We start from the raw sequence: 19,318 nt of genomic DNA, 5'->3' as shown, positions 1-19,318 counted from the left end.
GTTTTGTGACATATCTCTATTTGAGCAATTGATAAGCTATAAGCGCGAATATATAAGCAACAGCTGACATATATATCAACTGGAGAACTGGCCATTTCCAGGACTTGGTTTCTCTGTAGACCACGGCAAGCGTGCTCATACATTGCATGGCAAACGCATAGAATAGCATCAAGGATACACCCAAGGCAATTGAGTACATGGGTTGACCTGTATAGGGGTTGATTTCTGCCCTCAGCTTGTCTTTTATAGTTGTTTCATCTTCAGCATCAGATCCCACGCTGTAGATAGTGGCTATTGTACCTACAAATACTTCTCTCGCCGCAAACGAAGTAATGAGCGCTATACCTATTTTCCAATCATAACCAAGGGGTCGAATGGCGGGTTCGATGGATTTGCCCAGTACTCCTGCATAAGAGTATTCCAGCTTCTGAGCGCTCACCAGGTCTTCAAACTCTTGTGACGATTTATTTAAGTCTGGGTATGCATTAGATACAATTTGTGAGGCTTGATTGAAATTATTGCCAGGCCCATAAGAAGCCAGCACCCAAAGAATGACTGATATGGCTAAGATTATTTTACCCGCTTCAAAGACGAATGTCTTGCTTTTAGAGAAAATAGTAATCCAGACATTTTTCCATTTGGGCCATCTGTATATAGGCAGTTCCATGATGAAATAGCTTTGCTCTTTCACCTTTAGGATTTTTTTCATCAACAGGGCTGAAAATATTGCTCCAAAAAAACCAATAAGATACAGCGCCATCAGGGTGAGGCCTTGTACGCTTAGGAAGCCAAAGACATATTCGTTTGGAATCACAAGCGCAATGAGTATCGCATACACAGGTAGTCGAGCTGAGCAGCTCATGAAAGGGGTCACGAAAATGGTGATTATCCTATCTTTCCAACTTTCAATGTTTCTTGCAGCCATGATGGCTGGGATAGCACAAGCAACTCCAGAAATAAGTGGAACCACACTTTTTCCATTCAGTCCGAACTTACGCATGATTTTGTCCATAAGAAAAACAACACGTGCCATATAGCCAGACTCTTCTAGGATGGCAATGAAACAGAAGAGCAGAGCAATTTGGGGGATGAAAATCACCACGCCACCAAGGCCTGGTATGATACCTTCGGCTATTAAATCTGTGAGTACTCCAGCGGGTAAATAGGTTTTTGCCCAGCTACTTAACTTCGCAAATCCAAAATCTATGTAGTCCATAAAAGGTTCAGCCCAGGCAAAAATAGACTGGAATAAGGCAAAAAGGACAACAAAAAATATGAGGTAGCCATAAATTTTGTGAGTCAGTATTTTGTCAATTTTTTGATTGCGACTCGCCGTAGTTTCCAAGTCAGTTTTAGTAATTATTCGGGCAAGCTTCTCACGAATTATCTTGTAGCGTTCTACAGTTTCTGTAGTTTGAAATTGGCGGTCACAGAAATTGAATTCTACTTTTTTGTCTGCAATAAATTTCTTTTCATCATTCGATAAGAATGTTTTGCTGTAAGTCTGTTGCGCATATTGATAAGCCACGTAGTCATTGTGGAGATCAAATTTTTCCTTAATTACAGGAATGATCTCAGGAGACAATTCATTGATGTTGTAAAACAGTTCTGTGGTGCCTGGTATGTCTTCCAGAAGCGCAGATTTCAGCTCCTTGACACCTTCTCCTGTCCGTCCATTGATGGTCAGTACTGTAGTGCTAAACTCTTCTTCTAATGCGCGAAGGTCAATATTTAAACCGCTTCTGTTCGCCACATCAAGCATGGATAAGACCAGCACAGTAGGTAGTCCTAAATCTTGAATCTCAGAAAAGAGGAGTAGGTTCCTTTCGAGATTTGATGCGTCAGCTATGACCACAATTTTGTTTGGGAAATCATGAGCTTCTTTATCGCTAAGAACATCGAACACTACGCGTTCGTCCATAGAGCGAGGATAGATGCTGTAGGTGCCAGGCAAATCAATCACATTGGCGACAGTGCCATTTTCACGAAAGGTACCACTGACTTTGTCCATAGTGACCCCTGGAAAATTACCCACCTTTTGGTTCATTCCTGTAAGCAGATTGAAAATTGAAGTTTTGCCGGCATTAGGATTGCCGACAAGGGCTACATTTATCGAAGTATTACTCATGGATGATCAGGATAAAGTGATGGTGGCGGCCTCTTCTAGTCTAAGTGATAAATCATATCCTGAAACACGGATGCAGATCGGGTCACCCAGAGGTGCTGCAAATTTCATTTCCACTTCTGTTCCGGGCAATACGCCCATTTCTAATAATTTCAAAGAGATGTATTCGTTGGTGAAATTGTTTACTATGCCTTTTTCTCCAGGCTTGAGCTGAGCTACTGATCGCATGAACTCCCTTATTTAGAATTATTAAAAATAAGAGCAAAACTATGTGATTTGGCTTTAGCCAGCAAGTCTAATTTTATGAGAAAAGTCATTAGACTCAAAAGCCTTTTTGTTTTTAAAATTCAACTTAAATTGTCGCTTAAAATTATTGCGTCAAATGGCCAAAACTAAAACAACTTTTTTTTGTCAAAACTGTGGGGCTCAGTCTCCCAAATGGATTGGTAAGTGTCCCTCTTGCCAGGAATGGAATTCTTATGTAGAAGAGGTCGTGTCCCAACCTACGAGTAACACTAAAATATGGACAGAAGGAGAGAAAAATGCAAGACCTAACCAAGCAGTTTCAATTCAAGAAATTAAAGCCGAAGATAGTGTCAGATTTAAAACCACAGATGGTGAATTAAACAGGGTGCTAGGTGGGGGTATCGTACCAGGCTCTCTGGTTCTTATTGGTGGTGAACCTGGCATTGGAAAATCTACTTTGTTCCTTCAGGTAGCTTTGGGGTTGCCAGACAAAAAAATATTGTACGTGTCTGGTGAAGAGAGTCCTCAGCAGATAAAAATGCGCGCCGAGCGAATGCAGGCGAAATCTGCCAATTGTCTGTTGCTTTCCGAAACATCACTCAATAACATCTTTCAGCAGATCAAACAAATTGATCCAGAAATATTAATTATTGATTCTATTCAAACTTTGTTCTCATCTAAGGTGGATAGTTCGGCTGGTAGTGTAAGCCAAGTGAGAGAATGTACGTCAGAGTTGCTTCAGTTTGCAAAGACCTCAAATGTGCCAGTGTTTCTAATAGGCCATATTACTAAGGAAGGAACTATTGCTGGGCCAAAAGTATTGGAGCACATGGTGGATACAGTGCTTCAATTTGAAGGCGACAGGCATTTGAGCTATCGTATTCTACGCACAATCAAAAATAGGTTTGGGTCTACGTCTGAGCTGGGAATATATGAGATGTCTGGTACGGGCATGCGTCAGGTGTCTAATCCTTCAGAGATTCTGATTGCTCACAAAGACAGTGAACTCAGTGGTGTGACCATTGGTGCATCCATAGAAGGGAATCGGCCATTGCTGATCGAGACTCAAGCGCTGGTCAGTGCCTCCGCATACGGTACGCCACAAAGGAGCACCACGGGCTACGATTCGAAAAGATTGAATATGTTGCTGGCCGTCTTGGAAAAAAGAGGAGGACTTAGGCTGGGCAATCAGGATGTCTTTCTCAATATCGCGGGTGGCCTGAAGATTGATGACCCGGCGTTGGATTTGAGTATTGCTGTTTCAATTGTGTCTTCATACGAAGAAAAAGTGGTGAGCTCTGACATTTGCTTTGCCGGAGAGATTGGACTGGGAGGAGAGGTACGAGCTGTCAATCGAATAGAGAGTAGAATCTCAGAGGCAGAGAAGTTAGGTTTTAAGAAAATTTTTGTTTCTAAGAACAATTCTAAAACTGTGGAAGCTTCCAATTTCAAGATTGAGGTTGTGCTGGTGCAAAATATAGCCGAAGTATTCAAGAAGCTATCTTCCTAAAAAAATATCCCGCACCGAAAGGTGCGGGACAGCTCAGGAATCGAGGCAATCAATGATCACCCCGAAGTTCTTACCATAGCGGTAAATCTTTCACTTATTAACTGATGATAGCTAGTAAAACCAGTCCAATAAAGTAGAGCAATAAATATTTAGATTCTCTATCCATAGCTGTAATCTTATAGGATTATTAAAATATTTAATTGACTTATATAACTGTAATTTTTGATAAATATTATTATTAGTAGAATCAATTATACGAAACAAAGTTTGTCAGTTTGTTTCTATTATCAATACTTAAAACCAATTATTTACGCTTAAGCGCTCATCTTTTAGATGACTAAAAGCTGATGATCGATGAACGAATGGTATTGAAGGGTTGAATTTTTGCGCTCGATTTTAGCATTAAGTATGAATACAGGCTCTAAAACAAAAAAATCTCACGGCTTCCGTGAGATTTTAAATTTCTTATCATGAAAATGAGACCTTAATTCTCAGATGATTCTTCTTTCATCTCTCCCAGAATCTTTATCTCTGGAATTTCAACATAGTTAAACTCGTAATTAAAAAAGGAGCTCAAATCCTCGCCAGCTTCTAGCATGTCTTCATCACCTTCCTCATAGTACCAGTTGATGTGGATTTCTTTACCTCTCTCAATTTTGAGGTCGTTCAATTTTTTGAAAATTATATAGATACACTTGGATGAGCTCGTATTGAAATATTCAAAAGCTGCATTGAGTGTGATGGCCGCCTTGTCCGTTTTTCCAAAATGGTCTATGGAGTCATTGATGTATCTATAAAAGACCAATGGATTTTCAGGGCTGGATTTGCCTCTTATGTCTAGCAACCCTTTTATGGGATCGAAGTAAATCGATGGTGTCACTCTAGTAGCCCTGATAAAAAAACCTTTCATAATTTGCAAATTTATGCACTTAGCGCATTGTCAGATGTCGTTAGACTCTGGGATTTTAAAAATTCACTAACCACTTTTATTCTTTACAAGAAAGTGAACTCAAACAAGTTCTGGTGTTTAGCTGGTTGATAATGATTGAATTCAACATCAAAGATCAACTGTTTTCAAAAAAAATGGAATACAGGATTCTCCTAAAAATTGAGTTCTCTCCTTAAAAGGTACGATAATGACCAGAATTGGCAAAAAAAATAGGGCAAAAGGCGAAATATTTATCCAATATTTTATGCAATCAGCACGTGGGAGTTGATTTGACTAGATAGTTAGGTAAATCCCCTAAGTACAAAATTGGTAATTACTGTGAGTCTTCAACATCGTCAAAAAACCTATCGGATTCGTCATAATCCTCAGCGTGCTTTTGCGCAAACTTTTTATTGTACTTGGTAACCTTGAATTCTGTGCGCCTGTTTACCTGATGTTGCTTTTCTGTAGTGGCGTTCTGGATGATTAGTTTGGTTTCTCCATACCCTTTTGCAATCATTCTCCGACCCTCAATGCCTTGTGAGGCAATGTAATTCACAGCGCTCTGAGCCCTTCTTTGAGACAGATTCATATTGTAATCATGGCTCGATCTTACATCCGTATGAGAGCTTAATTCAATATTGATACTAGGATTATCTTGCATCAATGTCACCAACTTGTCAAGTTCTTCTGCTGCTTCTGGTTTAATGTCAGCTTTGTTTAGGTCATAGTAGATATTATTAAGCACGATTGGTTTGTCAACTACAATTTGATCCAGCGGAAGGTCTACTTCAAATTCAACATTGGTAATCATCTTTTCAAGAGAGGCTTTATCTGCTGATTTTCCTATCGTGGAGAAATCAATTCGAGTAGTAAAGTATTCTTCTTTTTCTGCAACCAAATTGTACTCTTCTTCAGAGTAAACCCTGAATCTGTATTTACCATCTACCTGAGTAAATTTTTCATCAATGATATTATCTTTCATATCTCGAAGTACCACTTTGGTATTGGAGAGTGGTACTAGTTCGTTATTCTCATCACGTGTCAGTGTAGTGCCAGATAGCCAGTAGTTTACAATACGAAGTTCGGGGTCGTCGTTTACGAAGGTGTAAATATCATCATCACCTTTGCCCCCTTTTCTGTTTGATGTGAAAAATCCTCTGGAAGGATTGAAAAGGTATAGACCAAAATCATCAGCATTAGAGTTGATGGGAGCACCTAAATTTTCCAGTTTTACTTGACCGCCGGCTCTTGTCGCTTCAAAGATGTCAAGGCCACCAAATCCAGGCCATCCATCTGATGAGAAATATAGTTTGCCTGTACCTCCAGCATAAGGAAATATTTCGTTTCCAGGCGTATTGATATTTTCACCCATATTTCTTACATCTACCCATCTTCCTCGTCGATTGAGGGAGGCTGTATAGATATCTAACCCGCCGAATCCGCCTTCTCGGTTGGAGGAAAAATAGAGTGTCTTTCCGTCAGGGCTTATCGCAGGTGTTGAATCCCATGTGTCTTGTCCATTGACGCTCAATGGACGAGGAGTCTGCCAATTACCATTTCTATAGCGCGTAAAATACAAGTTGACTTCGCTTGCTCCTGTAGATTTTCCTGAATTACCTTTTGCGAAGATGATGGTATTACCATCTCCAGAAATGGTAATAGATCCAAGGTTTACGTTGGGCTCGTTGACGACAGGACTCAATTCTTCAAGAGTAGCCAGGTCTACATTTGCCCCACGTGTATTGACTACATAAATATCCGTAAATGGCGTGCCTGTCCCCTTATATATTTTACCGCCATGTCTGTTGGAGGTGAAGTAGAGTTTGCCAGCATGGTAGAAGGGGGAATATTCTGCAAATTCAGTATTGATTGCTTCAAGGTTCTTTACTCTGAAATAATTGACTCGAGTTTCAATTTCGGGTAGTTTATCGAGGTTGTTTAGTTCTCTCTCTGCTAAAGCCATTATGGCATCATCTTGACCTTTTTTTAAATAGTCTTCGAGCACTTTGTTTGCCCTTTTAAGATCATCATTAGCTTTTAGGGCTACAGCATAATAATAATAAGCACTTTCATTATCAATGCCTGCATCTACTGCCGCTAGGTAATAAGGCTCTGCCTCTTGGATTCTATTGGATTTTCGATAGGCTTCAGCCAGTTGAAAATTGGACTCCGGATCGCCAGGTTTTAGGGATTTCTCATACTGATAGATCGCATCACTATATTCCCCAGCCTCAAAGCTTTTGTTAGCTTTTTTGGAGGCACTGCAAGAAACAAGTGCCGTGATAAGAAAGAAGCTGAAAAATTTACTTAGCTGGGTCATAGCATCCATTTATTATTTATCTAAAGATAAAACACATTCCTAATATACGTCCCTTACTGGAAATAGCGTTTCAACCAACTGTTTTTTGCTGCTACTTTCCAGTCTGTGTTGAAAGATTTGATGTCTGTGACTAAGTGATTGAAGGTCAGTGTATCTGATTGGATGGTGCCACTTTCTACTTGTGACTTGATTTTAGTCATAGGTATTTCCACAATTTCATCGTTTATCAAAAAACAAACCTGTGTTCGATCAAAGAAATTGATGTCAAGTTCTTGTTCTAGGTTTTTGATCAAGGCAACAGAAGCATCTATAGAACAGCCACTCGCCTGATTAAAGGACTCATCAACACTGATAATCAAAAATTTATCATGAATGACCTGAAAGGAACTTTTCAAAGATTGTCCATGAGCAGCCCATTGCTGTAAAAAAGCATTACACCTTATATCAATAAGTGCCTGGTCTGAGGATGACAAGTGTCTGTTGGCTTGATAAATCCAAACCCTTGAGGTATCAACCATTTCATCAAATGGAATGTACATAGCATTAACTTTTATAAGTGGCTAACGAAAATTAGAACTCAAAAGTAATGATTATGGCAATTAATTTTTTGTGGTTTCCACAGGTTCAACGATTTCTTCTTCTTGAGGAAACATAATGGAAAGTATGATGGATAAAGTAAGGGCGACCATGATCACAATAAATGACCAAATGATTGGAATATGTGCGTGTTCGATGCCAAAAGCCATTTGAAAGCCTTGTTGAACGATACTCATTTCCATGAGCATTTTTACACCTATAAAGATGAGCACAATAGAAAGCCCCTTTTGCAATAGGTAGAAACGATCTAAAATATTGGCCAATAAGAAGAACATAGCACGTAGACCCATCACAGCAAAAATATTCGAGGTGTAGATAACAAACTCGTTTTGAGTAATCGCAAAAGCGGCAGGGATAGAGTCTACAGCAAATATTAAGTCAGTAGACTCAATCAATAGGATGACAAGAAATAGTGGGGTAAACCAAAGTTTGCCTTTTTCAACAAAAGCAAATCGCCCACCTCTGTCATCAGTAGAGATCGGAAGTATTTTTTTTGCCCATCTGGTGAGTATATTTTTTTCCGGTTCTATTTCCATATCATCATCCTCATTGAAGATTTTGATACCTGAGTAAACTAAGAACACTCCGAATATGTATAGTATCCAATGAAACTCACCAATAAGCAATGCGCCTAAGAATATAAATATGGCCCTAAAAATAATGGCACCTAAAATACCCCAAAATAAAATGTCGTGATAGTATTCATCTTTGATCTTGAAATATCTTAAAATCAAAAGGATTACGAATATATTATCGACAGAAAGTGCCTTTTCGGTAACGTAGGCTGAGAAGTACTCTAGTGCGTCGTCTGCACCACCACCAAAAAAGTAGATGAGACCACCGAAAATACATGAAACTATGACCCAAAATATGGTCTGCAACAACGCATCTTTCTGAGTGATCTTGGCAGGTCCTTTATGCACAAGGCCTAGATCAATGGCAAGAAAGAGAATGATCACAATTCCGAAGACGCCGAACAGCAGGCCTTCGTTAGTGCCCGAAAACAAATTGAGAATCATGGATATGTTTATCTTGGTGGTTTTTTACTCTTGTTAATTGATAATTTCAATTAACAAGGCGCAAAGGAAATGATTATCAGGGAGATAATAAAATTTATTACTGATTACTGTACTTAATTGACTAATTGCAAGTTGACCAAATGGTGATAAGTGCCATTGACATCACCTATTAATTCGTTGTGTGCACCAGATTCTTTGATCTTTCCGTTTTCGACCACGTAGATTCTATCCACCTCTTTTATGGTCGCTAATCTGTGCGCAATGATGAGTGTAGTTCTACCTTTCATCAATTCATTAAGTGCCAACTGCACCTGCTGCTCAGATTCAGCATCTAGTGAGCTAGTAGCCTCATCTAGGATCAAAATAGCTGGATCTTTCAAAATCGTACGAGCTATGGCAATCCGTTGACGCTGTCCACCAGAAAGCTTGACGCCTCTTTCTCCTACTAATGTATCCAGCCCTTCTGGGAATGACTTGATAAATTCAAGCGCATGTGCTTTTTGAGCAGCAGCCTCGATTTCTTCTTCAGTAGCATTCGGTTTGCCATAGGCAATGTTTTCTCTAATCGTACCGCCAAAAAGGATCACTTCTTGAGGAACAATCCCTATATTCTTTCTAAAGGCTGATAAGTCATAGGATTGAATCTCTTGACCATCTACTTTGATGCTTCCGCCAAATCCGTCATAAAGTCGCATAAGAAGGTGTGCAATAGTGGACTTGCCTGCACCACTTTTACCTACCAAAGCCACTTTTTCACCAGAATCCACTTGCATGGATAAGCCACAAAGCACTGGCATGTCTTTTCTGCTGGGGTATTGAAATGCTACTTCATCAAAGGACAATTCTCCCTTAAATCTTATCAGGTTTTCCTCTGAAACTTCTTCTAGCTCTGAAGATTCATTGTGGATTTCTAAAATTCTTTCTGATGCCCCAATGGCTCTTTGAACTTGCCCGAACAAATCTCCGATTCCAGCAATGGAACCACCAATAAAAGCCGTGTAAAAGGCAAAAGAGGTTAGATCTCCAAGCGTCATTTCTCCACTTTGCAGGAGAACGGCGCCGTACCAGAGGATAGCGACCATCCCGCCAAATAGCGCAAAAATGATGAATGAGATAAACCCAGCTCTGAACGTGGCAGTTTTTAATGCCAGCGACACCACTTGAGTGAGAGATTTTTTGTATCTGGCTTTCTCAAACCATTCATTGGTGAACGATTTTACAGCTATTATAGATTGTAATGTTTCTTCTACAATGGTTGATGAATTTGCCAGTTCGTCTTGTGACTGACGCGACAGTCTGCGGATTTTTTTACCAAAAATCATGGCTGCAACAATGATAATTGGCAGTGTCATGATCATGAATGTACTTAGCGCAGGGGTAATAACAAAGATGATTACGATACCCGCTACCAGTGTAACGACTTGTCGAATCACCTCAGCTAGTGTGGTAGAAAATGTGGTTTGAAGTAGCGTCACGTCTGAAGACATTCTGCTCATCAAATCACCCGTGCGATGTTGGTCATAGAAAGTGATGGGCAGATAGAGTAATTTCTTATAAAGATCAAACCTAACATCAGCCATAGCATTTTCACTTACTTGAGCAAACAGATAAACTCGAAAGAACGAAATGATACCTTGCAAAAAGAGAATAACAACCAAACTTAGCGCTATGCTATTGATGTCGCTAAGCAACCAGGTGCCTTCGCCAGAAGCCACGTCAATGAGTTTGCCAGCAATAAAAGGAAATGCCAAAAGCAAAAAACTTCCCAGCACTAAAAAAATTAATCCGATCACAAATTTGGCTTTGTAAGGAAGTAAATATTTGAATATGCCATAGAGCTTACCAAAATTCTCCTTGTTGAGTGCCCGCTTCTCTTCTGCTTTGATTTTTTCTTTGGCCATTGCTGTTAAATTTTGCGCAAATTTATCTTTATCCAATCACACGTCCAACCTTTTATGAAAAGAGGACAAACGAAATGATATCTATCAGGAGTGGGAAAAATTCTCATCCAACTACTATATTAGTTAGATGAAAAGTATTTGTGTGTATTGTGGGTCTTCATTGGGCAAAGATGTTATTTATGCGGAAGCGGCCATTGATTTAGGGAAAGCTCTGGCAGACAGAGAGATTCGACTGGTTTATGGTGGTGCCAGGATCGGAATCATGGGTGCAGTAGCACAGGCTTGTTTGAGCAATGGTGGATCAGTCACGGGTATCATACCTGAGTTTTTGGATCAGGTTGAAATTACCAATACAGATGTTACGGAATTGATACAAACAAAAAATATGCACGAAAGAAAGACTGCTATGGTTGAAAATTCTGATGGTTTCATTGCCTTGCCAGGTGGTTTTGGTACGCTCGAAGAATTGGCAGAAATACTAACTTGGGCTCAGCTGGGTTTGGTAAAAAAGCCAATTGGTATTTTGAATATCAATGGGTTTTATGACCAGCTGTTGGCATTATTTAATCATATGCATCAGGAGGGGTTTGTCAAATTTTCTAATCTAAACCTGTTTGTAACAGACAGCACAGTGCAAGGCTTGCTACAGAAAATGGAAGATTTTGATTTGGGAGATGCTTCATTCAAACAAAAACTTGGATTGACCTGATTTTGAGTTAACCCAATCAAGCCTTAAATTAGATACTGCGCTGTAATAATTCTAACCAACCAAGATCAAAACCTGTGCGCGAATCGTTTCTACACTTCATCTGGCAATTTCAAAAATTCAAAAACGTACAGTTGACCACTTCTGATGGTCAGGCAATTCAAGTCTATGCAATCGGCAATTATAATACGGATGCCGGCCCAGACTTTCTAAATGCAAAATTGCTGATAGGAGAAATCACCTGGTACGGACATATCGAGCTCCACCTCAAATCTTCTGATTGGGAGCGGCACAAGCATCAACTTGACGAAGCTTACAATAATGTGGTTTTGCATGTAGTTTGGGAGCACGATGCGGAGGTAAAAATGAAAAATGGACAAACACTTCCAGTGTTAGAGCTACAAGATCGTATCAAACCAGAATTGTTAAAAAGATGTAATCAACTAATCAAAAGCCCGGAAAAAATTCCTTGTTCTACGCAGCTGGATGACGTCAAAGATATCGACAAAACCTCCATGCTAGATCAGGTGGGTGTGATGAGACTGAAGCAAAAGTCCGAAATGATTCTCCACCTGATGGAAAAAAATAAGGGCGACTGGGAGGAGACCACTTATCAACTGTTGGCCAAGAATTTTGGTTTTAAGACCAATGAGGAGCCATTCCTGAAGTTGGCTCAGTCACTCCATCATAAAACATTGATCAAACATGCTGGAAAACCAGAGCAAGTAGAATCTCTTGTATATGGTATGGCTGGTTTTCTACAAAGAGGAATAGATGATTATAGTTTACAGCTAAAAAAGGAGTTTGATTTTTTATCTAAGAAGTATAAGCTGCAAGGTTTAGAATTGCTGAAGGCAGAATGGAAATTTTTACGACTCCGGCCGGGCAATTTCCCAACTGTCCGTTTAGCACAGTTTTCAGCTTTTCTTGCAAAGAATGTAAAATGTTTTGATCAGTTTATTCATTACCAAGATCATAAAGAGCTATTAGCTTTGTTCGATTTTGAGGTCTCACCTTATTGGCAGCAGCACTATGATTTTGGTAAAGAAGGCAAGCGTCCAGCTAGGTCTATGGGCAAGTCTAGTATTGATCTCGTTTTGATTAATACAGTTGCACCATTGTTGGCTGCGTATGCTCAGTACACAGCTGATGAACAATGCATGGCTAAAGCCGTCCATCTCTTACAAAGTATTAAACCCGAAAAGAACCATATTATAGGCATGTGGGAAGGTTTTGGCCTAAAGGCTAAAGATGCGTTTGATAGTCAGTCACTGATTGGGCTTAGAAATGATTTTTGTTTGAAAAAGAAGTGTCTATCCTGTAAAATTGGGGTCAACTTGATTAATAGTTAGCTCTTGTCCATAATCCTTGTTTATATCATCAATATTGCCCTGCTAGTGGGTATCGCCTATTTGTACTTTCGTAAGTATCGCACTGGTGTGTTGAGGAGGTACTTTTGGCCTGCTTTACTTTTCAAAATCTGCTGTGGCATGCTATTGGGCATGCTTTTTTATTACTACTATTTGGATGGGGATACCATCAGGTACTACCAGGAGTCTTCTAGATTGGTTGGGTTGAACCTTTCTGATTTTTTTGATGCTTTGACAAAGCCAGTGGAGCGCTCCCAACCCTTTCGTGCCATTTACTTTACTCGTTTGGTGGCGCTGATTCAATGGTTGACTCATGGTGATTATTGGATACTATCAGCTTATTTTTCAATGTTTAGCTTTTTGGGTTCATTTTATCTTTCGAATAAACTAGTGCTGTGGAGGAGGAGTTTGAAGATTCCGTCGATTTTGGCCTTCTTGTTTTTCCCATCTACTGTATTCTGGTCGTCTGGATTGCTGAAGGAAAGTCTAGTCTTTGGAGCACTTACCTTTTTGATAGGTGTTTATTTCTCATGGATTCAAAATAGGAAGTTGCACATTGGCCATCTTTCTATAGGCATTATTTCATTGTTCATTATCATATCCTTCAAGTACTATGTTGCAGCAGTGCTTATGCCATTGCTTCTCTATCAGATCCTGTATCACCAGATCAACTGGAAGAATTGGAAAATGGAAGGAATCTGGAAAAGGTCCATGTGTCTGGCTGTGATGCTGACAATTCCTGCGCTATTGTTGTTCAATTGGATGAGTGTCAATCTGAGCTACGAACGGCTGTGGCCAATCATGAAAAAAAACCATGATCTGTACATTCAAATGGCACCTGACGGAGCCATCCATACCCTGTCTTGGTTTGACAATGCTTGGGATATACTTATCAACATGCCCTTTTTATGGTTTTCGGGTATATTCCGTCCGTTAGTTGGTGAAGATTTTACCTTCCCAGCCGCCTTATCTGGGTTAGAAAATTTGTTGTTACTAACTGGAGTAATCCTAGGAATCTTTTCTTGGATAAAAAACAAGATCATCTGGACTCCAGAGTTGTTGTCAGTGTTGATTTATATCAGTACACTGTCCATATTTTTATGCTATTCGACACCTAATTTTGGGACACTGGCACGGTTCAAAGTTTACTACATACCTTTTGTGGTCTTGCTGATCACTCATCAGCTACAGTCTCTTTCCATATTTAGAAAGAATTGATTTTTCTTTTATCTAACTTTGCGGCATGGAAAATCCCGTAATCATATTTGGCACTGGTGGCTTAGGTCGAGCTGCACTTGAAATTTTCGAATCCAATGGAAATGTCGTGTATGGCTTTCTAGATGATGATAAAAAACTCCATGATACAGAAATAGATAATATTCCAGTTTTGGGTAAAACTACTGATCAGGGATTTTTGAAGTTGATTGGTCAAAAATGTGAAGCATTCGTGGCTACTGATGACAGCAAAGAGAAGCAGAGTATTGCCAACACTTTGATTGAGAAGCGAAAGGTGATGCCTACAAATGCCATCCACTCTTCTGCCCATATAGCGAAATCTGCTGTACTTGGTCATGGCAATTTTATCAACGCCAATGTGACCTTAGGGGCTGGTTCAGATTTAGCCAATCATTGTATACTACACAGTGGCTGTACAGTAGATCACGATGCCAAACTAGGTGATTTTGTACAAATAGGTGCTGGAGCGACTGTAAGTGCTAATGTTGAGCTTGGAGAGAATGCTTTTGTGGGGGCTGGTTCTGTGCTGGTCAGTGGGATCAAAATTGGTAAAAATGCCAGAATAGGTGCTGGGTCTGTGGTGATTGCAGATGTGGCTGCTGGGGACACAGTCTTTGGTAATCCTGCACAAAAGGTAGACGCATAACCGTGCTTTTTCTCTTATGATCTTGTAGTTTTTGCTATCTTTTCAAGAATTAATTTTCTTCAAAAGCGCATGACCCAAATTTCCGAAACAGATCTTATTCTAAATTCTGATGGCAGTGTTTATCATCTGAATCTAAAACCAGAAGATATCACAGATACGATCATCACTGTGGGTGACCCAGATCGAGTGGAGAAAATCTCCAACCTATTTGATCAAGTGGATTTCAAAAAAAGGTGCAGGGAGTTCGTCACCCATCGTGGCGTCTATCAGGGTAAGCAGCTGACCGTGATGAGCACAGGCATGGGCACAGACAATATTGAGATTTTCCTCAACGAATTAGATGCTTTGGCCAATATTGACTTGACCACTCGCGCCATCAAAGAAAAAAAAACAAGCTTAAGAATCATTAGAATAGGTACTTCTGGAAGCATGCAGGAAGATATACCAGTTGGGTCGCTTTTAGCCACTGATATGGCCGTGGGTCTGGACACGTTGATGTGCTATTATGAATTACAACAAACGGATGTAGAACAATCTATTTCAATGGCATTGCAGTCAGCAACTGGATTGCCATTTGCTCCGTATGCAGTAGCTGGTTCCTTAGGTTTGAAAGACCAATTGGCTTTTGATATGATCCATGGCAACACTGCCACTTGCCCAGGATTCTATGGGCCTCAAGGCAGGACTTTGCGAGCAGAGAACAAGCTGCCAGCATTTATGGATGTACTCAATCAATTTCGACATAACGATTTTAGGTTGACCAATTTTGAGATGGAGACAGCAGGATATTATGCTTTGGGCAGAATATTGGGTCATGAGGTGCTGAGTCTCAATGCTATTTTAGCCAATAGAGTCACTCACAAATTTGCTCAGGAGCCAGGAAAAATAGTTGATGATTTGATAAAAAAGGTATTAGATAGAATATGAGCCAGGACTTAATCAGTTGGGACGATTTTGAAAAAGTGGATTTACGTGTAGGTACGATTCTAACGGTCGAACCTTATCCAGAAGCCAGAAAACCAGCCTATAAATTAACTGTCGACTTGGGCGAAGAGATAGGCGTAAAAAAGTCGAGTGCACAGATTACAGTTCATTATTCACTAGAAGACCTTGAGGGCAGGCAGGTTATATGCGTGGTCAATTTTCCGCCCAGACAGATTGGGAAATTCATGTCTGAAATACTTGTTACAGGCTTTGCTGACGCAAATGGCGATATCGTACTTTCTTCTGTGGAAAGAAAACTACCTAATGGCAGTAGGCTTTGCTGATGGTGTCCACCCTAAGCTATAGAGCGCTGACTAGAAACGATCTTAGTCAAATGCACAGGTCATTTGTAGAGGCATTTTCTAATTATCAAGTGAATATGAAAATGTCAAGAGATGCGTTTGAGGACAGAATGCTTTCGAAGTTGAATATCAATTTTGGCTTGTCCCCTGGTGTTTTTTCTGGCGACAAATTGGTTGGGTTTATTTTTCAAACTATCAACAAATACGAAGGCCAACTAGCTGCCTATAATGGTGGCACAGGAGTGATCCCAGGCTATCTGGGTCAGGGGCTCACAGCTAAAATGTATGAATTCATTTTGCCCGATTTAATTAGTAATGGCGTTGAAAAATGTGTTTTGGAAGTCTTGATAGATAATGAGGCAGCTATTCATGCTTATTCAAAAGTGGGGTTCAAGAAGACTAAAACTTTTCAGTGTTTAATGCTGAAAGATGGAATCCTGAAAAAAAATGCCAATCAGACCCTGGAGATTAAAGAGACTAGAGTGTTTTCTGTCAGTGAATATGGGTCCTTAGGTGAAATAAATCCAAGTATGCTGGATCAGTTGTCTCAGGTCCGATATCATTTATCCAAAGAAACGATTTTGGAGTATCGTGAAAATGAAGGCCTTTTGGGCTATGTTATTTTTCAACCAAAGAATGGAAGAATCACTCAATTGGCAGTTCACTATAAATATAGAAATCAGGGAATAGGTGCGGCCTTATTGACCCGTGCACATTTATTGAGCGAAAGCAAAACACTTTCTGTACTGAACATAGAGACTAAAGAAGAGGGAGCCATTCTTTTTTTTGAGGCGCTTGGGTTTGCGCGAGATCTTCAGCAATACGAAATGCAAAAGCAATTGACAAATGTCTAAGTACGAAGAGAAAATTGCGGGCGAATTGGCCGAGTGGCAGCGAGCGATGCAGCGTACGCCCTCTGTGTCGAATGCAGCTATCCGCAGGTTGCAAACTAAAATCAATAGCCTACTCCCCAATCGTTTGCATCAGGTAATTACTAAGGTGATCAAAGAGCTGACACGGGCAGTTTTGTTTGGAGCAGAGTTTACCACGAAACCATCCACTGAGGTGCGTTCACTAATGGATATAGAGGAACAGGTGAAGGACAAAATCAACAAATATACTTCCACGGCTACTGCAGAAGGAGCCATTACAGGATTTGGGGGATTTGTGAGTGGATTGGCAGACTTTCCGTTGTGGCTGTCCATTAAGATGAAAATGTTGTTTGATATAGCTGGAACTTATGGTGTGGATACCAGAGATTACAAAGAGCGCTTATTTATTCTCCATGTATTTCAGCTGGCCTTTTCTAGTCAAAAAAGGAGAAATGAAATTTATTTGATTATAAGTAACTGGGAAGTTCAAAAAGATAAACTCCCAGGAGACATCCATGCTTTTGATTGGCGATCCTTCCAGCAAGAGTATCGTGATCATCTGGATTTGGCCAAGCTACTGCAGTTGATTCCTGGGGTGGGTGCAGTAGTTGGCGCTTATGTCAATCACAAGCTGACTAATCGGCTGGGCAAAACGGCAATGAATGCGTACAGATTGAGAAGATTAAATACTGGAACCATAGATTCAGAAAATCTAAAAAAAGGGAGCTTGAGATTGCCAGAATAATTATCTTAGGAAATTACTACAAAAACAAGATGACACCCACTCGCGTATTTGACTTCCTTTATTATCAACAAGATAATTGTCCACTTTCCAATGCTCTGAATCATAAAGAATTTGGACAATGGAACGGCTTTAGCACTGCTGAAGTAATCCAAATTGTAAACGACTTAAGCCTGGGTATGCTAGCGCTAGGTTTAAAAGCTGGAGACAAAACAGCTATTGTTTCACCCAATAGGCCAGAATGGAATTTTATAGATTTTGCCTGTCAGCAAATAGGGGTGGTGACTGTGCCTATGTACCCGACTATCACTATTGAAGATTATGAGTTCATTTTTGAGCATGCGGAAGTCAAAATGATATTTGCAGCAGATCAGGAGTTGATGGAGAAGGTCAAGACGGCAACTGCCTCTCTGAACATTGAGCATGTATATTCCTTTGATCAGGTGGAGGGCGTTGAAAACTGGAAGGCAGTAAAAGATAAAAATCCTACTGGTGATTTGGCCGTGGTAAAAGCCTTGATGGATGAGGTAGAACCAGAAGACCTGCTCACTATCATCTACACATCAGGTACTACAGGCAGACCTAAGGGTGTTATGCTGAGTCACAACAATATTGTTTCGAACACGCTGGGCGTGTCTGCCCGAACCATGGGATGCATGAATCCCGGGCAAGACAGAACCCTGAGCTTTTTGCCAATGTGCCATATCTACGAGCGAACGGCAATTTATGTGTATTTCTACAATAGCCTTTCCATATATTATGCGGAAAGCATGGACGCCATTGGTGAAAATATAAAAGAGGTAAGTCCACAAATGTTCACTTGTGTGCCTCGATTGCTAGAGAAAGTATATGACAAAATTGTATCTAAAGGCTATGAGTTGCCTTTGGTCAAGCGGAAGTTATTCTTCTGGGCTATTGATCTGGGATTGAGGTATGATCCCAATGGAGATTTTAGTGGGTGGTATCATTTCAAAATGAAAATTGCAAGAAAATTGATTTTCTCAAAATGGAGAGAAGCACTTGGGGGGCAATTAAAACTCATTTCGTCTGGAGCGGCCGCCCTGCAGCCAAGATTGGCACGCATTTTTTGGGCAGCAGAAATCCCCGTTTGTGAAGGATATGGCTTGACAGAAACTTCGCCTGTAATTACCGCTACGGCTCCATTTCCAGAGTACGTACGGATGGGTGCTGTGGGAAAATTAATTGATCACGTGCAAGTGAAAATTGCAGACGATGGAGAGATACTTTGCAAAGGACCCAATGTGATGATGGGCTATTACAAGGCGCCAGAGCTTACTGCTGAAGTCATTCAGGATGGTTGGTTTCATACAGGGGATATTGGTGTTGTAGAGGAAGGTTTTTTAAGAATTACGGATCGTAAAAAGGAGATGTTCAAAACGTCTGGTGGTAAATATATCGCTCCTCAACTTATGGAGAATAAGTTTAAGGAAAGTATCTATATCGAGCAGATCATGGTAGTAGGGGAAGGACGTAAGTTTCCTTCAGCTTTGATAGTGCCTAACTTTGAAGCCCTCAAAGACTGGCAGGCAGATCATGGAATTACTTCCTTAGATACTAAGGAACTAATTGCTCACCCAGAAGTACTTAAACTGTATCAGTCAGAAATTGCTCGATTCAATGAAGAATTTGGCAACTGGGAACAGATAAAAAAATTCGAATTAGTAGAAACAGTTTGGGGTATTGATACAGGGGAACTGACGCCTACGCTCAAGCTCAAGCGCAGAATCATAAAAGATAAATTCAAGGAACTGATCGAAGGGATTTATATGATGTCAAGTTAAGAATTGACT

Annotated in this window: 17 protein-coding genes; 10 read left to right on the top strand and 7 right to left on the bottom strand. The window is 40.2% G+C overall.

Annotated features, from left to right (window positions below):
* Window positions 1–16 precede the first annotated feature (16 nt).
* Both feoB and B9A58_RS09090 read right to left on the bottom strand, forming a co-directional pair.
* Window positions 17–2,128: a ferrous iron transport protein B gene (gene feoB / locus B9A58_RS09095; protein ID WP_084372521.1), complete on the bottom strand. Its 2,112-nt coding sequence runs from the start codon at window positions 2,126–2,128 to the stop codon at window positions 17–19.
* Between the two features lie 6 nt (window positions 2,129–2,134).
* Window positions 2,135–2,353 carry a FeoA family protein gene (locus B9A58_RS09090; protein WP_084372519.1) on the bottom strand — a complete coding sequence of 73 codons (219 nt, stop codon included), beginning with the start codon at window positions 2,351–2,353 and terminating at the stop codon, window positions 2,135–2,137.
* Window positions 2,354–2,507: 154 nt separating this feature from the next.
* Between B9A58_RS09090 and radA the strand changes: the two genes are divergently transcribed.
* Complete coding sequence (radA, locus tag B9A58_RS09085) at window positions 2,508–3,881, top strand: DNA repair protein RadA (RefSeq protein ID WP_084372517.1); 1,374 nt, start codon at window positions 2,508–2,510, stop codon at window positions 3,879–3,881.
* Between the two features lie 484 nt (window positions 3,882–4,365).
* Here radA and B9A58_RS09080 read toward each other — a convergent pair whose 3' ends face one another.
* From B9A58_RS09080 to B9A58_RS09060, 5 genes are all read right to left on the bottom strand, one after another.
* The gene (locus B9A58_RS09080; RefSeq protein WP_084372515.1) at window positions 4,366–4,791 is read right to left on the bottom strand and encodes a DUF1987 domain-containing protein; all 426 of its coding nucleotides are present in this window, start codon (window positions 4,789–4,791) and stop codon (window positions 4,366–4,368) included.
* Window positions 4,792–5,143: 352 nt separating this feature from the next.
* Complete coding sequence (locus B9A58_RS09075) at window positions 5,144–7,132, bottom strand: CHU_0125 family OmpA-like outer membrane integrity protein (protein WP_084373192.1); 1,989 nt, start codon at window positions 7,130–7,132, stop codon at window positions 5,144–5,146.
* Between the two features lie 53 nt (window positions 7,133–7,185).
* Window positions 7,186–7,671 carry a hypothetical protein gene (locus tag B9A58_RS09070; RefSeq protein WP_084372513.1) on the bottom strand — a complete coding sequence of 162 codons (486 nt, stop codon included), beginning with the start codon at window positions 7,669–7,671 and terminating at the stop codon, window positions 7,186–7,188.
* Window positions 7,672–7,731: 60 nt separating this feature from the next.
* Window positions 7,732–8,748 carry a TerC family protein gene (locus B9A58_RS09065; RefSeq protein WP_084372511.1) on the bottom strand — a complete coding sequence of 339 codons (1,017 nt, stop codon included), beginning with the start codon at window positions 8,746–8,748 and terminating at the stop codon, window positions 7,732–7,734.
* Window positions 8,749–8,861: 113 nt separating this feature from the next.
* Window positions 8,862–10,649: an ABC transporter ATP-binding protein gene (locus B9A58_RS09060; RefSeq protein WP_084373191.1), complete on the bottom strand. Its 1,788-nt coding sequence runs from the start codon at window positions 10,647–10,649 to the stop codon at window positions 8,862–8,864.
* Window positions 10,650–10,776: 127 nt separating this feature from the next.
* On the opposite strand from B9A58_RS09060, the gene B9A58_RS09055 reads away from it, so the two are divergent.
* The 9 genes from B9A58_RS09055 to B9A58_RS09015 all read left to right on the top strand — a co-directional run bounded on the left by B9A58_RS09055 (window position 10,777) and on the right by B9A58_RS09015 (window position 19,309).
* Entirely contained in the window at window positions 10,777–11,358 is a 582-nt protein-coding gene (locus tag B9A58_RS09055; RefSeq protein WP_084372509.1) for an LOG family protein, read from the top strand.
* A gap of 74 nt (window positions 11,359–11,432) precedes the next feature.
* Window positions 11,433–12,707, top strand: a complete 1,275-nt coding sequence (locus tag B9A58_RS09050; protein ID WP_084372507.1) for a DUF2851 family protein — start codon at window positions 11,433–11,435, stop codon at window positions 12,705–12,707.
* A gap of 3 nt (window positions 12,708–12,710) precedes the next feature.
* Entirely contained in the window at window positions 12,711–13,943 is a 1,233-nt protein-coding gene (locus B9A58_RS09045; protein WP_139793814.1) for a hypothetical protein, read from the top strand.
* Between the two features lie 25 nt (window positions 13,944–13,968).
* Window positions 13,969–14,607 carry an acetyltransferase gene (locus B9A58_RS09040; RefSeq protein ID WP_084372503.1) on the top strand — a complete coding sequence of 213 codons (639 nt, stop codon included), beginning with the start codon at window positions 13,969–13,971 and terminating at the stop codon, window positions 14,605–14,607.
* A 69-nt stretch (window positions 14,608–14,676) separates the two neighbouring features.
* Entirely contained in the window at window positions 14,677–15,534 is an 858-nt protein-coding gene (locus B9A58_RS09035; protein WP_084372501.1) for a nucleoside phosphorylase, read from the top strand.
* Entirely contained in the window at window positions 15,531–15,875 is a 345-nt protein-coding gene (locus B9A58_RS09030) for a tRNA-binding protein (protein ID WP_084372499.1), read from the top strand. The genes B9A58_RS09035 and B9A58_RS09030 overlap by 4 nt, the downstream gene beginning before the upstream one ends.
* Before the next feature lie 50 nt (window positions 15,876–15,925).
* Window positions 15,926–16,747: a GNAT family N-acetyltransferase gene (locus B9A58_RS09025; RefSeq protein ID WP_176214734.1), complete on the top strand. Its 822-nt coding sequence runs from the start codon at window positions 15,926–15,928 to the stop codon at window positions 16,745–16,747.
* The gene (locus B9A58_RS09020) at window positions 16,740–17,510 is read left to right on the top strand and encodes an EcsC family protein (RefSeq protein WP_084372495.1); all 771 of its coding nucleotides are present in this window, start codon (window positions 16,740–16,742) and stop codon (window positions 17,508–17,510) included. The genes B9A58_RS09025 and B9A58_RS09020 overlap by 8 nt, the downstream gene beginning before the upstream one ends.
* 29 nt (window positions 17,511–17,539) lie before the next feature.
* Window positions 17,540–19,309 (top strand): AMP-dependent synthetase/ligase, encoded by a 1,770-nt coding sequence (locus tag B9A58_RS09015; RefSeq protein ID WP_084372493.1) that lies wholly within the window; start codon window positions 17,540–17,542, stop codon window positions 19,307–19,309.
* The last annotated feature ends 9 nt before the right edge of the window (window positions 19,310–19,318 follow it).

Origin of the sequence: Reichenbachiella faecimaris, from assembly GCF_900176375.1 — a bacterium.
GTDB classification, from domain to species: Bacteria; Bacteroidota; Bacteroidia; order Cytophagales; family Cyclobacteriaceae; genus Reichenbachiella; species Reichenbachiella faecimaris.
The sequence above is the reverse complement of the archived record's forward strand: the minus strand, read 5'-3'. Positions and strand labels throughout refer to the sequence as shown.